Origin of the sequence: Halodurantibacterium flavum (genome assembly GCF_042681825.1) — a bacterium.
GTDB lineage: Bacteria > Pseudomonadota > Alphaproteobacteria > Rhodobacterales > Rhodobacteraceae > Halodurantibacterium > Halodurantibacterium flavum.
Genome location: NZ_JBHUGH010000003.1, coordinates 349,823 through 370,411, shown reverse-complemented (window position 1 = coordinate 370,411; position 20,589 = coordinate 349,823). Strand labels below are relative to the sequence as shown.

The 20,589-nt window shown below is 65.8% G+C and carries 16 protein-coding genes; 5 read left to right on the top strand and 11 right to left on the bottom strand.

What is annotated here, in order from left to right:
- Nucleotides 1–96: 96 nt before the first annotated feature.
- Together ACFSGJ_RS05610 and ACFSGJ_RS05605 are read right to left on the bottom strand one after the other, a co-directional pair.
- Nucleotides 97–978, bottom strand: coding sequence for a TIGR01459 family HAD-type hydrolase (locus ACFSGJ_RS05610; RefSeq protein ID WP_390260007.1), 882 nt, complete (start codon nucleotides 976–978; stop codon nucleotides 97–99).
- 51 nt (nucleotides 979–1,029) lie between these two features.
- Nucleotides 1,030–1,947, bottom strand: coding sequence for a manganese-dependent inorganic pyrophosphatase (locus ACFSGJ_RS05605; RefSeq protein ID WP_390260006.1), 918 nt, complete (start codon nucleotides 1,945–1,947; stop codon nucleotides 1,030–1,032).
- Between the two features lie 200 nt (nucleotides 1,948–2,147).
- Between ACFSGJ_RS05605 and groES the strand changes: the two genes are divergently transcribed.
- From groES to ACFSGJ_RS05590, 3 genes are all read left to right on the top strand, one after another.
- Nucleotides 2,148–2,435 (top strand): co-chaperone GroES, encoded by a 288-nt coding sequence (gene groES, locus ACFSGJ_RS05600; RefSeq protein ID WP_390260005.1) that lies wholly within the window; start codon nucleotides 2,148–2,150, stop codon nucleotides 2,433–2,435.
- A gap of 41 nt (nucleotides 2,436–2,476) precedes the next feature.
- Complete coding sequence (gene groL, locus ACFSGJ_RS05595) at nucleotides 2,477–4,117, top strand: chaperonin GroEL (protein WP_390260004.1); 1,641 nt, start codon at nucleotides 2,477–2,479, stop codon at nucleotides 4,115–4,117.
- A gap of 115 nt (nucleotides 4,118–4,232) precedes the next feature.
- Nucleotides 4,233–4,658: a GFA family protein gene (locus tag ACFSGJ_RS05590; protein ID WP_390260003.1), complete on the top strand. Its 426-nt coding sequence runs from the start codon at nucleotides 4,233–4,235 to the stop codon at nucleotides 4,656–4,658.
- 74 nt (nucleotides 4,659–4,732) lie between these two features.
- Here ACFSGJ_RS05590 and ACFSGJ_RS05585 read toward each other — a convergent pair whose 3' ends face one another.
- The 7 genes from ACFSGJ_RS05585 to ACFSGJ_RS05555 are packed head-to-tail and all read right to left on the bottom strand — an operon-like array spanning nucleotide 4,733 to nucleotide 13,995.
- Nucleotides 4,733–5,809, bottom strand: coding sequence for a BMP family ABC transporter substrate-binding protein (locus tag ACFSGJ_RS05585; protein WP_390260002.1), 1,077 nt, complete (start codon nucleotides 5,807–5,809; stop codon nucleotides 4,733–4,735).
- 52 nt (nucleotides 5,810–5,861) lie between these two features.
- On the bottom strand, nucleotides 5,862–6,794 hold the full coding sequence (locus tag ACFSGJ_RS05580; RefSeq protein ID WP_390260130.1) for an ABC transporter permease: 933 nt from the start codon (nucleotides 6,792–6,794) through the stop codon (nucleotides 5,862–5,864).
- Entirely contained in the window at nucleotides 6,794–7,879 is a 1,086-nt protein-coding gene (locus tag ACFSGJ_RS05575; RefSeq protein ID WP_390260001.1) for an ABC transporter permease, read from the bottom strand. The genes ACFSGJ_RS05580 and ACFSGJ_RS05575 overlap by 1 nt, the downstream gene beginning before the upstream one ends.
- Before the next feature lie 33 nt (nucleotides 7,880–7,912).
- Complete coding sequence (locus ACFSGJ_RS05570) at nucleotides 7,913–9,436, bottom strand: ABC transporter ATP-binding protein (RefSeq protein WP_390260000.1); 1,524 nt, start codon at nucleotides 9,434–9,436, stop codon at nucleotides 7,913–7,915.
- Nucleotides 9,433–10,377 carry a xanthine dehydrogenase accessory protein XdhC gene (gene xdhC / locus ACFSGJ_RS05565; protein WP_390259999.1) on the bottom strand — a complete coding sequence of 315 codons (945 nt, stop codon included), beginning with the start codon at nucleotides 10,375–10,377 and terminating at the stop codon, nucleotides 9,433–9,435. Before xdhC ends, ACFSGJ_RS05570 begins: the two co-directional genes overlap by 4 nt.
- The gene (gene xdhB / locus ACFSGJ_RS05560; protein ID WP_390259998.1) at nucleotides 10,367–12,652 is read right to left on the bottom strand and encodes a xanthine dehydrogenase molybdopterin binding subunit; all 2,286 of its coding nucleotides are present in this window, start codon (nucleotides 12,650–12,652) and stop codon (nucleotides 10,367–10,369) included. Before xdhB ends, xdhC begins: the two co-directional genes overlap by 11 nt.
- Nucleotides 12,649–13,995: a xanthine dehydrogenase small subunit gene (locus ACFSGJ_RS05555; protein WP_390259997.1), complete on the bottom strand. Its 1,347-nt coding sequence runs from the start codon at nucleotides 13,993–13,995 to the stop codon at nucleotides 12,649–12,651. The genes xdhB and ACFSGJ_RS05555 overlap by 4 nt, the downstream gene beginning before the upstream one ends.
- 160 nt (nucleotides 13,996–14,155) lie before the next feature.
- On the opposite strand from ACFSGJ_RS05555, the gene dnaE reads away from it, so the two are divergent.
- The gene (dnaE, locus tag ACFSGJ_RS05550; RefSeq protein WP_390259996.1) at nucleotides 14,156–17,596 is read left to right on the top strand and encodes a DNA polymerase III subunit alpha; all 3,441 of its coding nucleotides are present in this window, start codon (nucleotides 14,156–14,158) and stop codon (nucleotides 17,594–17,596) included.
- On the opposite strand, the gene ACFSGJ_RS05545 is transcribed toward dnaE, so the two are convergent.
- Together ACFSGJ_RS05545 and ACFSGJ_RS05540 are read right to left on the bottom strand one after the other, a co-directional pair.
- On the bottom strand, nucleotides 17,593–18,669 hold the full coding sequence (locus ACFSGJ_RS05545) for an AbrB family transcriptional regulator (protein WP_390259995.1): 1,077 nt from the start codon (nucleotides 18,667–18,669) through the stop codon (nucleotides 17,593–17,595). The genes dnaE and ACFSGJ_RS05545 overlap by 4 nt on opposite strands.
- A gap of 103 nt (nucleotides 18,670–18,772) precedes the next feature.
- A complete protein-coding gene (locus ACFSGJ_RS05540) occupies nucleotides 18,773–18,979 on the bottom strand; it encodes a SlyX family protein (protein ID WP_390259994.1) in 207 nt (68 codons plus the stop codon).
- A gap of 112 nt (nucleotides 18,980–19,091) precedes the next feature.
- Here ACFSGJ_RS05540 and hisS point away from each other — a divergent pair, with 112 nt between their 5' ends.
- The gene (hisS, locus tag ACFSGJ_RS05535; RefSeq protein WP_390259993.1) at nucleotides 19,092–20,585 is read left to right on the top strand and encodes a histidine--tRNA ligase; all 1,494 of its coding nucleotides are present in this window, start codon (nucleotides 19,092–19,094) and stop codon (nucleotides 20,583–20,585) included.
- Nucleotides 20,586–20,589: the final 4 nt, after the last annotated feature.

The window sequence follows — 20,589 nt, the reverse complement described above, 5'->3', positions numbered from 1 at the left end:
GCGGGTCAGGTCCCGCCCGGGATATAGCACATTTTGCAGTTGCGGCAATCCTGCGCGCAATAAAATTTCAATCGGATGCCTTGGCCTAGCCAGAAGTTACCGGAGCCTGCCGATCGCCGCGGCAGGCGTCAGCTGTCGTTCATCGAGCCACGGCAGCAGCAGCGCCTCATGCGGGTGTTCGGGGTCATCGCCGAATTCATTCGCCGCCAGACCGCCGGTGATGAACAGCGCGTCGATCCCCTCGCTCACGCCGCCCTGCACATCGGTAAAGATCCCGTCGCCGACGCAAAGGATCCGGCGGTCGTCGATCACCTTGTCCATCGCCGCAAGCCGGCGTCGCGCCAGATCGTAGATCGGCGGATGCGGCTTGCCGAAGTAAAGGCTCTGCCCGCCCATCTCGGTGTAGCGCTCGGCCAGCGCGCCCGCGCAATAGATCCGCGTTTCGCCGTAATCCACCACGATGTCGGGGTTGGCGCACAAAAGCTTCATCCCCTCGTTCTTGGCGTGAAGCAGCGTGGCGCGATAATCGTCCGGCGTTTCCGTCATCTCGTCAAAGAGGCCGGTGCAGACGATGCCTTCGGCCTCTTGCAGGGGCACCCGCGTCACCTCACCCAAGGCGCGCAGGTCGTCGGGGATCTCGGTGAAGAAGGGCAGGTCCTTTTCGGGACCCAGGTGGTATACCTTGCGGCCCACCACGCCCATCACCATGCCCGCCTGCGCCGCATCGCCCGAGGTGACGACCGCGTCATAGGCGTCGTCCGGGATGCCGAGGCGGCCGAAGGTCGCGATGATCGCCGGCGCCGGACGCGGGGCATTGGTCATCAGGATGACCGTTCCGCCCTTGGCCCGGAATGCCTGAAGCGCTGCGACAGCAGCCGGATAGGCGGCATGGCCGTTATGCACGCAGCCCCAGAGGTCGCAGAAGAGCGCGTCATAGCTGTCGGAAATCTCGGCCAGCGCGCGGATGATGCGGGTCATGTCGGTCGTCCTCTGGGGGAAGGGGGCGCCCGACACGGGCGCCCAAGGGGGTCAGAGCGTCAGCGCCGGGATGATCTGCTTCTTGCGGCTCATGATGCCCGGCAGGACCACGGTGTCGCCCGTGACGGGAACGCCGAAGCTCTTTTCCGCGATCGTCTTGACCAGTTCGTTCGGGACGAGCAGCGTCGCCTCTTCGCGCAGGATGTCGACCACAAACAGCAGGACCTGATGCGCCCCGTCCTCGGCGGCAACCGCGGGCATCGTGGCCATCAGGCTGTCCTTGCGGTCCAGCACAAGGCGCGGCGCCGTGGTTTCCAGCACCGAGACGCGGAACTGCGTGCCCGCAACCTCGTATTCCTTGGAATCCATCCGCAGCAGTTCGGCATCGCCGAAGGCCGAGATATCGGATTTCGCCTCGAACATTTCCGCCGCGTAGGAGGGGATATCGATCCCCAGTTGTGCCGCCAGCTTGAGCGCCAGGTCACGGTCGTGATCGGTGGTGGTGGGGCTGCGGAATTCCAGCGTGTCCGACAGGATGCAGGACAGCATCGCGCCCCGGATCGCGTCGGGCATCCGGTCGGTCGCATCGCCCATCAGGTCGTGCATGATCGTCGCCGTGCAGGCGAGCGGGCGGATCGTCACGTTGATCGGCGTCTTGGTCTTGATACCGCCGGTCAGCAGGTGGTGGTCGATCACCTCCAGCACCTTCGCATCATTCACCGAAGGGGGAAGCTCGGCGGGGTTGTTGGTGTCGACGATGACGCAGGTATCGTCGGCGCTGACATCGGCGATGATCTCCGGCTTTTCCAGACCCCAGCGGTTGAGGACATAAAGCGCCTCGGTATTGGGTTCGCCCAGAAGGACGGCTTTGGCGGGGGTGCCCTTTACCTCTGACAGATACCAGGCCCAGATGATGGGCGACCCGGTCGAGTCGGTGTCGGGGGACTTGTGGCCGAAAACTTTGATCATGGATTGGGTCCATCCGGTTGGGATCATCTCGGCGGCGTTATAGATTGCTGCGCCTGCATTGTCACCTCTTCCCCGTGATGTGATTTTTCGTGTGGCCGGTTGACAGCGACCGGCCTCTTAATTACCTCTCGCTTCGTTAGCACTCGGCTGTCATGAGTGCTAACGAGATATAACCTGGAACCTTTAGGGAGCGTTCTCAGATGGCATTCAAACCGTTGCACGACCGTGTTCTGGTTCGCCGCGTCGAAGGCGACGAAAAAACCAAGGGCGGTCTGATCATCCCCGACACCGCCAAGGAAAAGCCGGCCGAGGGCGAGATCGTTGCGGTTGGCGAAGGCGCGCGCAAGGACTCGGGCGAACTGATCGCACCGTCGGTCAAGGCTGGTGATCGTGTCCTGTTCGGCAAATGGTCGGGCACCGAAGTCACGATCGACGGTCAGGAACTGCTGATCATGAAGGAAAGCGACATCCTGGGCATCATCGCCTGATCGTCGCAAACCCGTAATCCAGACTACCAGGAGCAAGCAAAATGGCTGCTAAGGACGTCAAATTCGAATCCGATGCCCGCGACCGGATGCTGCGCGGCGTGAACATTCTCGCCGATGCCGTCAAGGTCACGCTGGGCCCCAAAGGCCGCAACGTCGTCATCGAGAAATCCTTCGGCGCGCCGCGCATCACCAAGGATGGTGTGTCGGTTGCCAAGGAAATCGAACTTTCCGACAAGTTCGAGAACATGGGCGCGCAGATGGTGAAAGAAGTCGCCTCGCGCACCAATGACGAGGCTGGCGACGGCACCACCACCGCGACCGTGCTGGCACAGGCCATCATCAAGGAAGGCCTGAAGTCGGTTGCCGCCGGCATGAACCCGATGGACCTGAAGCGCGGGATCGACCTTGCGACCACCAAGGTCGTCGCGGCGATCAAGGCTGCGGCCCGTCCGGTCAACGACAGCGCCGAAGTTGCGCAGGTCGGCACCATCTCGGCCAACGGCGAAGCCGAAATCGGCCGCCAGATCGCTGACGCGATGCAGAAGGTCGGCAACGAGGGTGTCATCACCGTCGAGGAGAACAAGGGCCTGGAGACCGAGACCGAGGTCGTCGAAGGCATGCAGTTCGACCGCGGCTACCTGTCGCCCTACTTCGTCACCAACCCCGACAAGATGATCGCGGAACTGGAAGACGCGCTGATCCTGCTGCACGAAAAGAAACTTTCGTCGCTGCAGCCGATGGTCCCGCTGCTCGAGGCCGTGATCCAGTCGCAAAAACCGCTGCTGATCATCTCGGAAGACGTCGAAGGCGAGGCGCTTGCCACGCTCGTCGTGAACAAGCTGCGTGGCGGCCTGAAAATCGCTGCCGTCAAGGCTCCGGGCTTCGGCGATCGCCGCAAGGCCATGCTGCAGGACATCGCGATCCTGACCGGCGGTCAGGTGATCTCGGACGATCTGGGCATGAAGCTTGAGAATGTCGGCATCGACATGCTGGGCCGTGCCAAGAAGGTCTCGATCACCAAGGACGCGACCACGATTGTCGACGGCGCTGGCGACAAGGCTGAAATCTCGGCCCGCGTTGCTCAGATCCGCACCCAGATCGAGGAAACCACCAGCGACTACGACCGCGAAAAGCTGCAGGAGCGTGTTGCGAAACTCGCAGGCGGCGTGGCCGTGATCCGTGTCGGCGGCATGACCGAAGTCGAAGTGAAAGAGCGCAAGGACCGCGTCGATGACGCCCTGAACGCGACCCGCGCAGCCGTGCAGGAAGGTATCGTCGTCGGTGGCGGTGTGGCCCTGATCCAGGCCGGCAAGGCGCTGGAAGGTCTGGAAGGTGCGAACTCCGACCAGAACGCCGGTATCGCGATCGTGCGCAAGGCGCTCGAGGCTCCGCTGCGTCAGATCGCGCAGAACGCCGGTGTGGACGGTTCGGTCGTGGCGGGCAAGATCCGCGAAAGCGCCGACAAGGCCTTTGGCTTCAACGCCCAGACCGAAGAATATGGCGACATGTTCAAGTTCGGCGTGATCGACCCGGCCAAAGTCGTGCGCACCGCGCTGGAAGACGCCGCTTCGGTTGCATCGCTCCTGATCACCACCGAGGCGATGATCGCCGAAAAGCCGCAGGACAAGGCTCCTGCCGGCGGTGGCATGCCCGACATGGGCGGCATGGGCGGCATGATGTAATCCTGCCCCTGGCAGAGCTTCATGGCGGGGTCCCTTCGGGGGCCCCGTTTTCGTTTGCGCGGCTTGCCGATGCCGTCGTGCAGCGCTAGCCTTGCCGGGGATCAGGAGAGCAGCCATGGATGATCGTCCCGAACATAACGTAGCCTGCCATTGCGGAGCGGTCCGTTTCCGCGTGCGCCTGACGGACGGTTTCAACACCGCGCGCCGTTGCAGCTGTTCCTTTTGCCGGATGCGGGGCGCGATTGCCGTATCGGCCCAGCTTGACGACATCGTCTTCGTCCAGGGGGCCGAAAACCTGACGCTTTATCAGTTCAACACGGGAACGGCGAAGCACTATTTCTGCCGCACCTGCGGGATCTACACCCATCACCAGCGCCGTTCGAACCCGAGCCAGTTCGGGATCAACGTCGCCTGCATCGAAGGCGTGAGCCCCTTTGACTTTGCCGAGGTTACGGTGCTGGACGGGATCGCGCATCCGTCGGATCAGGGCGGCGGTCCGCGTGTGGCGGGCGTTCTGCGATACGAACCGGCACCTCACTGATCCCATGAACCCACTGGCCCCATGAAAAAGCCCCGCCATGGCGGGGCTTTCCGTTTCGCGCCTTCAGGCCCTGCTTACTGCGGGATGTCGCCCTGAATGCCCTCGACATAGAAGTTCATGCCAAGCAGCGTCTCGTCATCGGCGACTTCACCCTCGGCCAGCCAGGGCGAGCCGTCCTGATAGTTGAGCGGGCCGGTAAAGGGATGATATTCGCCCGCAGCGATCGAGGCGGCCATCGCTTCGGCTTCCTCGCGCACTTCGGCGGGAACGGCATCGCTGATCGGGGTGATTTCCACCATGCCTTCGGCGATGCCGTGCCAGATGTTCTGGGTTTCCCAGGTGCCGTCGATCACCGCCTGCACCCGCTCGATGTAATAGGGGGCCCAGTTGTCCACGATCGCGGTCAGCTGCGCGTTCGGGCCAAAGTTCGACATGTCCGAGGCCTGGCCAAAGGCGACGATGCCGCGTTCTTCGGCGATGGTCATCGGCGCGGTGGAATCGGTGTGCTGCATGATCACGTCGGCGCCCTGCTCGATCAGCGCGTTGGCGGCGTCAGCCTCGGTCGCCGGGTCGAACCAGCTATAGACCCAGACGACGCGGAACTGCACATCCGGGTTCACCTTGCGCGCATGGATGAAGGCCGCGTTGATGCCCTGGATCACCTCGGGGATCGGGTAGGAGCCGATATAGCCCACGATGTTCGATTCCGTCATCGCCCCCGCGATATGGCCGATGACCGCGCGGCCTTCGTAGAAACGGGCATTGTAGGCGGCGACGTTGTCGGCGGTCTTGTAGCCGGTCGCGTGCTCGAACTTCACATCCGGGAACCGGGCGGCGACATTGATCGTCGGGTCCATGTAGCCGAACGAGGTGGTAAAGATCAGGTCATGGCCCGAGAGCGCCATCTGGGTCAGCACGCGTTCCGCATCGGCGCCTTCCGGCACGCTTTCGACATAGGTGGTTTCGACCGCGTCGCCGAAATGCTCCTCGACCGCGAGGCGGCCGATATTATGTTCGTGGGACCAGCCGAAATCGCCGATCGGGCCGACATAGATAAAGCCGACCTTGACCGGATCGTCCTGTGCGACAGCCGCGGTGGCCGCAAGGCCCAGGGCCACTGCGGCACTGGCCAGATAGCGCGAAAGTTTCATCGTTTCGTCTCCCTCGGGGTTCTGGGGCCGGCGGCCCGGATGTTGCGCCGCGTCATTGCGCGGCGTGGAAGGTCTTGCCCAGCGAGGCGGGGGCGTTCAGTGCCACGCGCGACCTGCTGGAGGACATGATGACCAGGACGAGGATCGTGATGACATAGGGGCTCATCGAGAGATACTCGACCGGGATGCGCGCGCCCGCGGCCTGCAGGTTGAGTTGCAGCACCACGATCCCGCCAAAAAGATACGCGCCCAGCATGACGCGCCACGGGCGCCAGCTGGCAAAGACGACGATGGCCAGCGCGATCCAGCCGGCGCCCGCCGTCATCCCCTCGGTCCATTGCGGCACCCGGATGAGCGATAGATAGGCGCCCCCCAGCCCGGCGCAGGCGCCCCCGAACATGATCGCAAGGATACGGATGCGCACCACCTTGTAGCCGAGCGCATGGGCCGCATCATGGCTTTCGCCGACCGCCCGGAGGATCAGCCCCATCCGGCTGTATTTCAGCATCGCCCAGACACCCGCCACCAGCGCGATCGACAGATAGACAATGACGTCGTGCCGGAACAGGACACGCCCCAGGACCGGCAGATCCGACAGGACCGGGATCGGCATCCGACCCAGCGCCGGGGGCCGCACCCCGATATAGCCCTGCCCGATCAGCGCCGAGAGGCCGAGCCCGAAGAGCGTCAGCGCCAGCCCCGTCGCGACCTGATTGGCCAGAAGGACCTGCGTCAGCACCCCGAAGATCAGCGAGAGCGCGGCACCGCCCAACGCCGCCGCGACGAAGCCCGCTGCGGGGCTTCCGGTCTCGACCGCGATGGCGAAACCGCAGATGGCACCGGTGATCATCATCCCCTCGACCCCGAGGTTCAGCACGCCCGCCTTTTCCACCACCAGTTCGCCGATCGCAGCGAGCATGATCGGCGTCGCCGCTACCATGAGCGAGGCAAAGAGAACCAGAACGTTGATCGACGACAGATCCATCACGCCACCTCTGTCCGGCCCAGCCGGATGCGATAGTTGGACAGCATGTCCACGGCGAGCAGGAAGAACAGCAGCATCCCCTGAAACGCCTGAATCGCCGCCGAGGGGATGCCCAACATGAACTGCGCCAGCTCGCCCCCGATATAGGTCAACGCCATCAGAAGCCCGGCCAGCAAGATCCCCAGCGGATTGAGCCGCCCGAGAAACGCCACGATGATCGCGGTGAATCCGTAGCCCGAGTTGAAGTCGATGGTGATCTGGCCCGCCGGCCCTGCGACCTCGAACAGCCCCGCCATTCCGGCCAGCGCGCCCGAGATGCCAAGGCAGATCAGCACCAGCCGCGCGGTGTTGACCCCTGCGAACCGGGCGGCGCGCGGCGCCTGCCCCGCCAACCGGATCTGAAAGCCCAGCATGTGGCGCTGCAACAGGATGTAGGCCACGATCACCGCGATGAAGGCCGCGACGACGCCCCAGTGCATCCCGGTGCCCGCGATCAACTCGGGGTTCGAGGCGGCCGGATATTGCGACAGGTTGCGGGAACCGGGAAATCCGCCGCCCTGCGGGTTGCGCATCCGCCCCAGCGCCATCGCGGCCAAAAGCGACTGCGCCACATAGACCAGGAGCAGCGACACGAGGATTTCGTTCGTGTTGAACCGCGTCCGCAGGATGGCCGGGATCATCGCCCAGGCCCAGCCCCCCAGCGCGCCCGCCATCACCATCAGGGGAAAGATGTACCACCCGCCCGCAGGGTAAAACGCCAGCGCTACGCCCGCGCCACAAAGCGCCCCGATGATATACTGGCCCTCGGCCCCGATATTCCAGATGCCAGCTCGAAACCCGAGCGACAGCCCCACCGCGATCAGGATCAGCGGTCCGGCCTTCACCAGAAGCTGCGGGCGCGAATAGCTCGCGAAGGTCGGGTTGAAGAGAGGGTCGTAAAAGATCGTGCGGATCGCCGCGACCGGGTCCTTGCCCAGCATCGCGAACATCACGCCGCCCGCGATCATGGTCAGCATCACAGCCAGAACGGGTGTCGCCCCGGTCCAGAACCGCGACGGGGTGGGGCGCTTTTCAAGCCGTATCATGCCGGCGCACCGGATTGCCGTTCAGACACGGGATCAGACATGGGCAACTTCCATGTCATGCGCACCGCCTAGCATCAGCCCTATCTCCTTCATCGTCAGGCCACGGGTGGATCGCGGCGCGCTGAGCCTGCCTTCGTTCAGCGCGGCAAAGCGATCCGAAATTTCCATCAGTTCATCGAGATCCTGGCTGATGACCACCACGGCTGCCCCGCCCTGTGCCAGATCGAGCAGCGCCTGCCGGATCGCGGCGGCGGCGGCGGCATCGACGCCCCAGGTCGGCTGGTTCACCACCAGCACGTCGGGGCGCTGCAATATCTCGCGGCCGATCACGAATTTCTGCAGGTTGCCACCCGACAGCGCGCGCGCAGCGACACCGGGCCCGGGCGTGCGGACATCGAAGGCGCGGATGACCTTTTCGGCGAAACTGCGGCTTTTGCCCCAGCTCAGGAAGCCCCGGTTCTGCAGGCCCTCGCGGCGCGCGGCGGTCAGGATCGCGTTTTCCGTCAGACTCATGTCCGGGGCGGCGGCGTGGCCCAGCCGTTCCTCGGGGGCCGAAAGGACGGCAAGCCCGCGCCGCTCCGTCGGACCAAGGCGTCCGATCGGGCGTCCGCGCAGACTGACGGCCTCGCCCGCGCCTCGCGCCTCGCCGGAAAGCGCAGACAGGAGTTCGTCTTGCCCGTTGCCGGCGACGCCGCCGATGCCCAGCACCTCACCCGCGCAGACGGTAAAGCTGATATCGCGCAGCGTGGTCCCGAACGGGCTGGCCGGGCGCAGCGTCAGGTTACGCACCTCCAGCAGCGGGGGCCCGGGCGTATGGTCGGGCCGCGCAGGGGTCTGAAGCGCGGTCCCCACCATCATTTCCGCCATGTCGCGGGCCGACACCTCGCGCGGGGTGCAGCGCCCGACCACCTTGCCCAGCCGCAGGATCGTCGCGCGGTCACAAAGACTGCGGATCTCCTCCAGCTTGTGCGAGATATAGAGGATCGCCGTGCCCTCGGCCGACAGCTTGCGCAGGGTCAGGAACAGGATCTCGACCTCTTGCGGCGTCAGCACACTGGTCGGTTCGTCCATGATCAGCAGCTTCGGGTCCTGCAAGAGGCAGCGGATGATCTCGACCCGCTGGCGTTCGCCGGCAGAGAGGTCGCCGACCAGCCGGGCCGGGTCGAGCGGCAGCCCATAGGTTTCCGAAACCTCACGGATGCGGCGCGCCAGTTGCCGCTGCGGTGGCGGGTTTTCCATGCCCAGGGCGACGTTTTCGGCGACGTTCAAGGCCTCGAACAACGAGAAATGCTGGAACACCATCGCCACGCCCGCGGCACGAGCCGCATGGGGGCTGGCCGGCGCATAGGGCTTGCCGCGCAGGATCATCTGGCCGCTGTCGGGGCGCACCAGCCCGTAGATCATCTTGACCAGCGTGGATTTTCCCGCGCCGTTCTCGCCCAGCAGCGCGTGAACCTCGCCCCGGCGGATCGCAAAGGAAACGTCGTCGTTTGCCACGACGCCGGGATAGGCCTTGCCCAGCCCCTCGATCCTCAAAAGCTCTTCCGTTCCTGTCACCCGGCGCTGTCCCTTGCGGATTGATCGGCGGTTTCCCGCCTTAGTAGCGCGGCGGCGACGCCCACGGCAATGGCTTGTGGGTGCTTTCCCAGCGTCGGATCGCCTATCGGGCAGGCGATGCATAAAATCTGTGCATCGGTATGACCGAGCCCCGACAGCCGGTTCCGGAACCGCGCCCATTTCGTCGCCGAGCCGATCAGGCCGCACCAGCCAAAGCCGTGGCCCAGCAGGCGGTGGCAAAGCTCCAGATCGAGATCATGCGAATAGGTCAGGATCAGGTGCTCTGCGGTGGCGGGCGCCCCTTTCACAAGGTCTGCCGGGGTGGGGCTGATGCGTTGCGTCACGCCGGGCGGAACGGGCGGGAAGCGTGCGGCATCGGTGTCGATCCAGGTGATCGCGATCCCGGGCAGTGGCGACAGCACATCGACAAGGGCCCGCCCCACATGGCCGGCCCCCCAGACCCAAAGGTGGCGGTCGGGCTGGCTGAGGGGTTCGACCATCCAGCCCTGGATCAGCCCTGGGCGGGGCGGGGGTGTGCCGCTGCGCGCGCCCGCCAGCAGGCGTCGGACGCCGAAGGGCATCGCATCCGTCCCCGTCACCCGGCGCGCGATCACCGGGCCTTGCAGCGCCTCCACCGTCTCGCGGTCCCAGAGTTCCGACAAGAGCGTGACGGACCCGCCGCAGCATTGGCCCAGATGCGGGCCGAGCGCCTGCCGGTCAAGCCGCAGCCGTTCCCCCCCGGACAGCATCGCGCGGGCGCGGGCCGTCGCCTCATATTCCAGCGCGCCGCCGCCGATGGTGCCCGACTGGCCCGAGGCCCAGACCAGCATCGCGGTGCCGACCTCGCGCGGGGTGGAGCCCGCCACCTCGGCCATCACCACGCGGATGACAGCGCCGTGGTCAGCGACAGCGGCGCGGAGGGAGCTCAGATCAAAGCTCATCGACCTCGACCTGCCTTGTGGCCCAGAGGAGCCGTTCCGCCGTCGCCGGGGCGTCAAGCGCGGGATAGGCGTCGCCACAGGCGGCGACCGCATCCGACAATGCCATGAGGACCGAGATACCGTGCATCAGCGGCGGCTCGCCCACAGCCTTGGACCGGTAGATCGTGTCGGCCGGGTTTTCGCCGTCCCAAAGGGCGACGTTCAGGATGCGGGGGCGGTCGCCGCAGGCCGGGATCTTGTAGGTCGATGGCGCATGGGTCCGCAGCCGGCCCTTGTCGTCCCAGACCAGTTCCTCGGTCGTGAGCCATCCTGCCCCCTGGACAAAGCCGCCTTCGACCTGGCCCTTGTCCAGCGCGGGGTTCAGGCTGGCGCCCGCGTCATGCAGGATGTCGGTCCGCAGGATGCGGTTTTCGCCGGTCAGCGTGTCCAGCACGACCTCGCTGACGGCCGCGCCATAGGCGAAATAGAAGAACGGCCGCCCCTCGCCGCGGATGCGGTCCCAGCTGAGGCCGGGCGTCTGGTAGAACCCCGTGGCCGACAGGCTGATCCGTTGGGTATAGGCGCGGTGCACCACCTCCTCAAAGGCGTAGTCGGCGCCGCCCACCTGCACGCGGTCATCGGCAAAGCGCACATCCCCCGGCGCGCATTGATGTTCCTGCGCCAGCATTTCGGCCAGCCGCGTGCGGATGGTGTCGACGGCGGCCTTGACGGCCATCCCGTTCAGGTCCGACCCCGAGGAGGCCGCCGTGGCCGAGGTGTTGGGCACCTTTCCCGTGTCCGTCGCGGTGATCCGCACGCGCGACACGTCGACGCCGAAGCCGGCCGCCGCGACCTGCGCGACCTTCTGGAACAGGCCCTGGCCCATCTCTGTCCCGCCGTGGTTCAGGTGGATCGACCCGTCCTGATAGACATGCACCAGCGCCCCCGCCTGATTGAGATGCGAAAGCGTGAACGAGATGCCGAATTTCACCGGGGTCAGCGCGATGCCCTTTTTCAGGACCGGGTTTGCAGCGTTCCATTCCGCGGCCGCCCGGCGCCGGGCGTGGTAACCGGACGTCCGGGCCAACCGTTCCGTCAGCGCGCCGATGATGCTGTCGGTCACCGGCATCCCGTAGGGCGTCACCTGATCCCCGGCGGGCGCATAGAAATTCGCCTGCCGGATGTCCAGCGGATCGCGGCCCAGATGATGCGCGATATGGTCCATCACGCGCTCGATCCCGACGATCCCCTGCGGGCCGCCAAAGCCGCGGAAGGCGGTCGCGCTTTGGGTATTGGTGCGCAGGCGGTGCGATTCAATCCGCACATTCGGCAGGAAATAGGCGTTGTCCGCATGAAGCATCGCACGGTCCGCCACTGCCAGCGACAGGTCCTGCGCCCAGCCGCAGCGGCAAAGCTGGATGAACTCTATCCCCTGCACGCGCCCCTGATCGTCGAAACCGACGCGATAGCTGATGCGGAAATCGTGGCGCTTGCCGGTGATGACCATGTCGTCGTCGCGATCATAGCGCATCTTGCAAGGCCGCCCCGTCAGGCGCGCGGCCACAGCGCAGGCGACGGCGAGCGCATTGCCCTGGCTTTCCTTGCCGCCAAAGCCTCCGCCCATCCGCCGGACCTCGACCCGGACACCGGACATCGGCAGGCCAAGCGCCTCGGCCACCTTGTGCTGGATCTCGGTCGGATGCTGGGTCGAGGAATGGACGACGGTGTCGCCGTTTTCCTGGGGCAGGGCAAAGGCCGCCTGACCCTCCAGGTAGAAATGTTCCTGCCCGCCGATCTCCATCCGGCCCTCGATATGGTGGGGGGCGGCGTCGATCGCGGTGGCGGCATCGCCACGCGACCAGATGCGCGGGCCTTCCTCGAACCGGCTTCCGGCTTCCAGCGCCTCATCAATCGTCAGGATCGGGCGGAGTTCGTCATAGGTGATGCGGCCCAGCCGCGCGGCCTTGCGGGCGGCCAGATGGGTTTCCGCGACGACCAGAAAGACCGGCTGGCCAAGGTGATGCACCATCCCGTCGGCCAAAAGCGGTTCGTCATGCGCGCCGGCGGACACGTCATTGGCAAAGGGCAGGTCGTCCGCCGTCAGCACCCTGACGACGCCGGGCGCCGCGCGCACGGCCGCCAGATCAATGTCGGTGATGCGGCCATGCGCGATGCCGGAGAGGCCAAAGGCCAGATGCAGCGTCCCGGCGGGCGCCGGAATGTCGTCGACATAGCGCGCCTGCCCGGTCACATGCAAAAGCGCTGCGTCATGCGGCAGGGGTTTCGCGACGCTCATGCGCCCACCTCCAGCACCGGCCGGGGTTGCAGGAAATAGCGCATCAGCATCCCCTTCGCCGCCTCGGTGCGGTAGGCGGCGCTGGCGCGCATGTCCGACATCGGGGTGAAATCCAGTTCCAGTGCGGCCTGTGCGGCGGAAATCGTGGCCTCGGACCACGGCTGGCCGATCAGGGCGCGTTCGGTTGCAGCGGCGCGCTTCGGAATGCCGGCCATGCCGCCGAACGCGATACGGGCAGCCGTGACAACCCCGTCCACGACCGTCACGTTGAAGCAGCCGCAGACGGCCGAGATATCCTGGTCGAACCGCTTGGACAGCTTGTAGCAAGCCAGCCGGTCGGGCTGGCGAGGGATCGTCACGGCCTCCACGAATTCGCCGGGCTGGCGGTCCTGCTTGCGGTAGTCGAGGAAAAATTCCTCCAGCGGCAGCGACCGGCGTTCCGTTCCCCGCCGCAGATGCAGCACCGCCCCCAGCGCGATCAGTGCCGGCGGGCTGTCCCCGATGGGGGAGCCGTTGGCGATGTTGCCGCCGATCGTCGCCGCATTGCGCACCTGCACCGACCCATAGCGGCGGATCAGTTCCGCAAAGCCGCCGAAATGCGGCGCGATCACCCGCCCGAGCTCGGAAATCGTCACGCAGGCGCCGATCCGGATCGCATCCTCCGTCACCGCCACCCCGCGCAGATCGCGCACGCCGTTCAGGAAGGCGACCGGCGCAAGGTTGCGCAACTCCTTCGTTACCCAAAGGCCCACGTCGGTGGCGCCGGCGATCAGCGTCGCATCGGGGTGCGCCAGATACCAGTCCGCCAGTTCATCGGCGGTTTCGGGGCGGAAGGGCAGGGGCGCCACTTCGGGCAGCGGATCGTCAAGCCATTCGGGCACGGGCGCATCGCTTGCTGCCTCGGCGGCGCGGATGATCGGCGCATAGCCGGTGCAGCGGCACAGGTTTCCGGCAAGCTGGTCATCGAAATCCTGCCGGCCGAGCTTGTGCGCCACCGCCATCGACACGACAAATCCGGGTGTGCAGAACCCGCACTGGCTGCCGTGATGGGCGATCATAGCCTCTTGCACGGGGTGAAGCTGACCTTCGGGGCCGGTGATCCCTTCGACCGTGCGGACTGCCTTGCCGTGCAACTGCGGCAGCAGCAGGATGCAGGCGTTGAGCGTCTTTGGCCCGTCCGCATCCGTCACCATGACCGTGCAGGCGCCGCAATCGCCTTCGTTGCAGCCTTCCTTGGTGCCGGTCAGGCGACGATCCTCGCGCAGCCAGTCCAGCAGCGTGCGCGTGGGATCGGCCTGCACCCGCACGGGCGCACCGTTCAAAAGAAACGCTATCTCCGACATTCGATAACCTGCCGCTTTCTCTTGTCTTTCAGTTGCGCCATTCCCGCCCGATGCGGCGGAAAGCGGAAATGCGCCCTTTGGCCAAGCAAAGCCGTGGCCCCCGGGTTTGGCAAGTCTTTTCGATGTTTCGCCCCCCGGCCCGACCCGGTAACGTAGCGCCATGGCCAAAGCTCGATTCATCCATCTTCGTGTGCACACCGAATACTCGCTTCTCGAAGGGGCGGTCCCGGTCAAGAAGCTCATCAAACTGTGCGAGGCGCAGGGGATGCCGGCGGTCGCGGTGACGGACACGAACAACCTCTTCGCCGCGCTGGAATTTTCGGTGACGGCCAGCGGTGCGGGCGTGCAGCCCATCATCGGTTGCCAGGTGGCGGTGGACTATGACCCGGCCCAGCCCGGCGAGCGGCCGCGCCCGCCCGCGCCGGTCGTGCTGCAGGCGCAGTCCGAACAGGGCTACATGAACCTGATGAAGCTGAACTCCTGCCTCTATCTTGATGCGGGCGGGCAGCTTCCGGCGGTGACGGTGGATGAGCTTGCGCAATATTCCGAGGGGCTGATCTGCCTGACCGGAGGCCCGGATGGTCCGGTAGGGCGGCAGCTGCAGGCGGGGCAGACGGCCAAGGCGCAGGCGCTGATGGAGCGGCTGGCCGCGATCTACCGCGACCGGCTTTACGTCGAGCTTCAGCGCCACCCCGGCGAAGGCGGGCAGACGCCTGACGCCGAACGCGCGACCGAACAGGGGTTTGTGGAAATGGCCTATGCCATGGACCTGCCGCTGGTCGCGACCAACGACGTCTATTTTCCAAGGCCCGAGATGTATGAGGCGCATGACGCCCTGATCTGCATCGCCGATGGCGCCTATGTCGACCAGCAGGAACCGCGCCGCCGCCTGACGCCGCAGCACTACTTCAAGACGGCCGAGGAAATGGTGGCCCTCTTCGCCGACCTGCCGGAAGCCATCGAGAACACGGTCGAAATCGCCCGCCGCTGCGCCTTCAAGGCCTATAAACGTGATCCGATCCTGCCGAAATTCGCCGATGACGAGGTCGAGGAACTGCGCCGGCAGGCCAAGGAGGGGCTTGCCGCACGGCTGGCAGTCATCCCGCATGCCGCGCCGGTGGAGGATTACGAAAAGCGGCTGGAATTCGAGCTTGGCATCATCGAGGGGATGGGCTTTCCGGGCTACTTCCTGATCGTTGCCGACTTCATCAAATGGGCCAAGGAACAGGACATCCCCGTCGGCCCGGGCCGGGGGTCGGGGGCAGGCAGCCTTGTCGCCTATGCCCTGACGATCACCGACCTTGACCCCCTGCGCTACAGCCTGCTCTTTGAACGCTTCCTGAACCCGGAACGGGTGTCGATGCCGGACTTCGACATCGACTTCTGCATGGACCGGCGGGAAGAGGTCATCAACTACGTCCAGCAACGCTATGGGCGCGAAAAGGTGGGCCAGATCATCACCTTCGGCGCGCTTCTGTCCAAGGCAGCGGTGCGCGACGTGGGCCGGGTGCTGCAGATGCCCTATGGGCAGGTGGACCGCCTGTCCAAGATGATCCCGGTCGAAGGGGTCAAGCCGGTCTCGATCGAAAAGGCGCTGGCCGATGAACCCCGCCTGCGCGAGGCCGCCAAGGCCGAAGAGGTCGTGGAACGCCTGCTGACCTATGGCCAGCAGATCGAGGGGCTGTTGCGCAACGCCTCGACCCACGCCGCGGGTGTCGTGATCGGCGACCGCCCGCTGGATGAACTGGTGCCGCTGTACCAGGACCCGCGGTCGGACATGCCCGCCACCCAGTTCAACATGAAATGGGTCGAGGCCGCGGGGCTGGTCAAGTTCGACTTCCTTGGCCTCAAGACGCTGACGGTGATCCAGAACGCGGTCGATCTGCTGAAACTGCGGGGGGTCGAGGTCGATATCTCGATGATCCCGCTGGACGACGCCCCGACCTATGACCTTTACGCAAGTGCCAGGACCGTGGCCGTGTTTCAGGTCGAAAGCTCCGGCATGATGGACGCGCTGCGGCGGATGAAGCCCACCTGCATCGAGGATATCGTGGCGCTTGTGGCGCTGTATCGTCCTGGCCCGATGGAGAACATCCCGACCTATTGCGAGGTCAAGAACGGCTTGCGCGAACGGGAATCCGTGCACCCGCTCATCGACCATATCCTGGAGGAAACGCAGGGCATCATCGTCTATCAGGAACAGGTGATGCAGATCGCGCAGGTCATGGCGGGCTACAGTCTTGGCGGCGCCGACCTTCTGCGCCGCGCCATGGGGAAGAAGATCAAGGAGGCGATGGACGCCGAACGGCCCAAGTTCGTGAACGGCGCCAAGGCCAACGGGGTGGAGGCGAAAAAGGCGTCCGAGGTCTTTGACCTGCTGGAGAAATTCGCCAACTACGGCTTCAACAAGTCCCACGCCGCCGCCTATGCGGTGGTGAGCTATCAGACAGCCTGGCTGAAGGCCAATCACCCGGTGGAGTTCATGGCCGCGGTGATGAACTGCGATATCCACCTGACCGACAAGCTGAACGTCTATAAACGCGAGGTCGACCGGCTGGGGATCGAGACGATCCCGCCCTGCGTCAACCGTTCGCAGGCGATGTTCAGCGTGAAGGACGGGCGCGTGGTCTATGCGCTGGGCGCGCTCAAGAACGTCGGTGTCGATGCGATGCGCCTGATCGTCGAGGGGCGGGGCGCGAAACCCTTTGTCACGCTCTTTGATCTGGCGCGGCGGGTCGATCTGAAACGTGTCGGCAAACGCCCGTTGGAGATGATGGCCCGCGCGGGGGCGTTCGACGTGCTCGACCGGAACCGTCGCCGGGTGTTCGAGGGGCTGGACGCGCTTTGCGCCTATTCCGCGGCGGTGCATGAGGCGCGGGTTTCCTCGCAGGTGTCGCTGTTCGGTGAGGCGGGCGAGGATCTGCCCGAACCGCGCCTGCCGAATTGCGACGACTGGTTGCCGGTCGAACGTCTGGCACAGGAACATCAGGCGGTGGGCTTCTATCTCTCGGGGCATCCGCTGGACGATTACCTCGCGCCCCTGAAGCGCAAGGGCGTGCTGACGCTGACCGAGGTCACCGCACAGGCGCAGGGCGGCCCGCTGGTGGCCAAGATCGCGGGCTCGGTCTCGGCGCGGCAGGAACGGAAATCGGCGCGGGGCAACCGCTTCGCCTTCGTGCAGCTGTCAGACCCGACCGGGCTATATGAGGTCACCGTCTTTTCCGACACGCTGGAGGCCGCGCGCCAATACCTCGAACCCGGACAGAATGTCGTCCTGACGGTCGAGGCGACGATGGAGGGCGACACGCTCAAGCTGCTGGCCCGGGCCGCGCAGCCGATCGACGGTGTGGTCGCCGATGCCGGGGGCTCCGGCCTGCGCATCCATCTGGAACATGAGGGTGCCGTGGGATCGGTCGCGACGCTGCTGACGCGGCTGGCGGGTGAAGCCGGGCGCAGCCGTGGCACGATCACCTTTTGCGTGGCGGATCGGGACACGGGCCGCGAATACGACGTGACGCTGCCCGACCCGCTGCCTGTCAACCCGCAGATAAAAAGCGCGATCAAGTCCCTGGGCGGCGTCGCACTGGTCGAAGAGCTTTAGCGCAGCCGTCCCGCAAAGATCTGCGCGACCAGTACCGACAGCAGGATGCGCAGGACGTGGTGGGCTGTGACATAGATCACGCTGACCTGCAGCGACAGCGCGACCAGTGACATCTCGGCCACGCCCCCGGGGGCAAAGGCCAGAAAGACCGTGCCGGTCTTTTCACCTACCGCCCCGTGCAGCGCCAGCGCGAACAGGAACCCGATGCCCAGCGTGAGGGCGCAGTTTGCCAGCGCCAGCCCGAATGCCTTGCCCAGCGTGCCGCGCGGCAGGCCCAGAAACCGCACCCCGAGGCTGATGCCGACCACCAGTTGCGTGATGGCGATCATCCAGCCCGGCGGAACCGCCGCCGTGAGGCCCGCCAGATGCGCCAGCCCGCTTACCACGATCGGGCCGGTGATCACGCCGCCCGGGAGGTGCAGCCGCTGGCCCAGCACGAAGCCTATGATGCCGCTTGCCATCAGCACAGCCACGTCCCAGGCCCCGAGCCCGGCCACGCCGGTGTCGATCTGCACACCCGAAGCGCTGCCGACCGCCGCCCCGGTGAGGATGGTGAAGATCAGCGGCACCAGCACGATGGACAGGATCAGCCGCAGGAACTGAAGCATCGTCAGCATCTGGATATCGGCGCCGGCATCCTCGCCCATGGCGATGGCCTCGATCAGCCCGCCGGGGATCGCGGCAAAGAACGCTGTCTGCGGCGACAACCCGCCCGCCCGGAGGAACAGCTGGTATCCGCACCAGTGCACCAGCGGGATAAACAGCGCGAGCCCGACAATCGAGGGCCACCAGCGTCCGATCCCCTGCAACAGGTCGGGCGTGAAGGTGCCGCCGATCGCCACCCCGACCACGGGTATCAGCCACATACGCAGCCGTTGCGGCATCGCCGGCGCGATGCCCAGCGGGCGCATCCCCGCCGCCGCCACCCCGGCCACCGCCAGCATCGAGCCAAGCAGGAACGGCAGCGGCAGCCGCAGCACCGAGGCGATGACCGCCCCAAGACAGCCGATGGCACAGGTGAGGATGATCGCGTTCAGCGGAACGCCGAGGATCGTGAGACGCAGGTCAGGCATCCGGCCGCCGCTGTCGATGAGCTTTCGCCCCTCTCTGTCAGGATATGGGCCCGGGAGCAAGGGTGCGCGGCAAGGGTGGCGGCAAGGGCAGGTGCAGGGGCCGCTACCAATGCGGCGGGCGCTGATCGGCCAGCGGGATGGTGCCGCTGGCGGTCGCCTCGCGCTCGGCCTCGCGTTCCATCAGCAGGGTCACGCGTCGGGTCAGCCGTTCCAGGTCCTGCGCCTGCGCGGCCACCACATCGGACAGGTCCTCGACCATGCGGGTCAGGTGCGCGATCTGTTCTTCGGTCTGGGTCAGGCGTTCGGTCATCATTTCCTCGCTTTTGGCGTTGGCGACAGGGCGTCTGCCTGCGGGCGCTGCCTTGCCCCTCTGGCCCCCATCCGCTAAGGGGTCGGCAACCAACCCAGCCGAGGACAGGCAGATGGCCAAGGACAAATCCACCCGCAGACCGAAGGCGGAAACGCCCAAGGGCTTTCGCGACTATTTCGGCGCGGACGTGACCGAACGCAAGGCCATGCTGGACCGGATCGCCGAGGTCTATCATCTCTACGGCTTCGATCCGCTGGAAACGAGTGCGGTTGAAACGGTCGAGGCGCTGGGGAAATTCCTGCCCGACGTGGATCGCCCGAACGAAGGTGTCTTTGCATGGCAAGAGGACAGCGACTGGCTCGCCCTGCGCTATGACCTGACCGCGCCCTTGGCGCGGGTGGCGGCGCAGTATCGCAACGACCTGCCCAGCCCTTATCGCCGCTACGCGATGGGCCCGGTCTGGCGGAACGAGAAGCCGGGGCCGGGGCGATTCCGGCAGTTCTATCAATGCGATGCCGACACGGTCGGCGCGCCCTCGGTCGCGGCGGATGCGGAGATCTGCGCCATGCTCGCCGACACGCTGGAGGCCGTGGGCATCCCGCGCGGCGACTACATCATCCGGGTCAACAACCGCAAGGTTCTGAACGGCGTGATGGAGGTTGCGGGTATCCTCGATCCGAATGACCCTGAGAAATTCGCTGCCGAGCGCGGCATCGTCCTGCGGGCCATCGACAAGCTGGACCGGCTGGGCGAGGACGGCGTGCGCGCACTGCTGGGCGCGGGCCGCAAGGATGAGAGCGGCGATTTCACCAAGGGCGCGGGTTTGGGTGACGAACAGGCCGGGGTCGTGATGGGCTTCATGGCCGCAAAACGCTCAACCGGAGCGGGGACGGTGGCGCGGTTGCGGGAACTGGTCGGGGGCTCTGCCACAGGGCTTGAGGGCGTGGAAGAGCTTGAGATGATCGCCGGGCTTCTTGCGGCGCAGGGATACGGGCCGGACCGGGTGGACATCGACCCTTCCGTCGTCCGCGGCCTCGGCTACTACACCGGGCCGGTGTTCGAGGCCGAACTGACCTTCGAGATCCTCGACGAAAAGGGGCGCCCGCGCCAGTTCGGCTCGGTCGCCGGGGGCGGGCGCTATGACGATCTGGTCAAGCGGTTCACCGGGCAGGCGGTGCCCGCGACGGGCGTCAGCATCGGTGTGGACCGGCTGCTGGCAGCGCTGCGTGAAAAGCGGAAACAGGCCGGCACCGAAAGGAAGGAGTCCGGCCCCGTTATCGTGACCGTGATGGACCGCGACCGCATGGCCGACTATCAGGCGATGGTGGGCGAGTTGCGCGCGGCCGGCATCCGGGCCGAGGTCTATCTCGGTAACCCGAAGAACTTCGGCAATCAGCTCAAATATGCGGACAAACGCAATTCGCCCGTGGCCATCATTCAGGGCGGGGATGAGGCGGCGCGGGGCGTCGTGCAGATCAAGGACCTGATCCTCGGTGCCAGAATCGCCTCCGAGGCCAGCCTTGAGGAATGGAAATCGCAGCCCGCGCAGTTCGAGGCGCCACGCGCCGATCTGGTGGCCGCCGTCCGCCGCCTGCTGGAGGGCTAGGTCC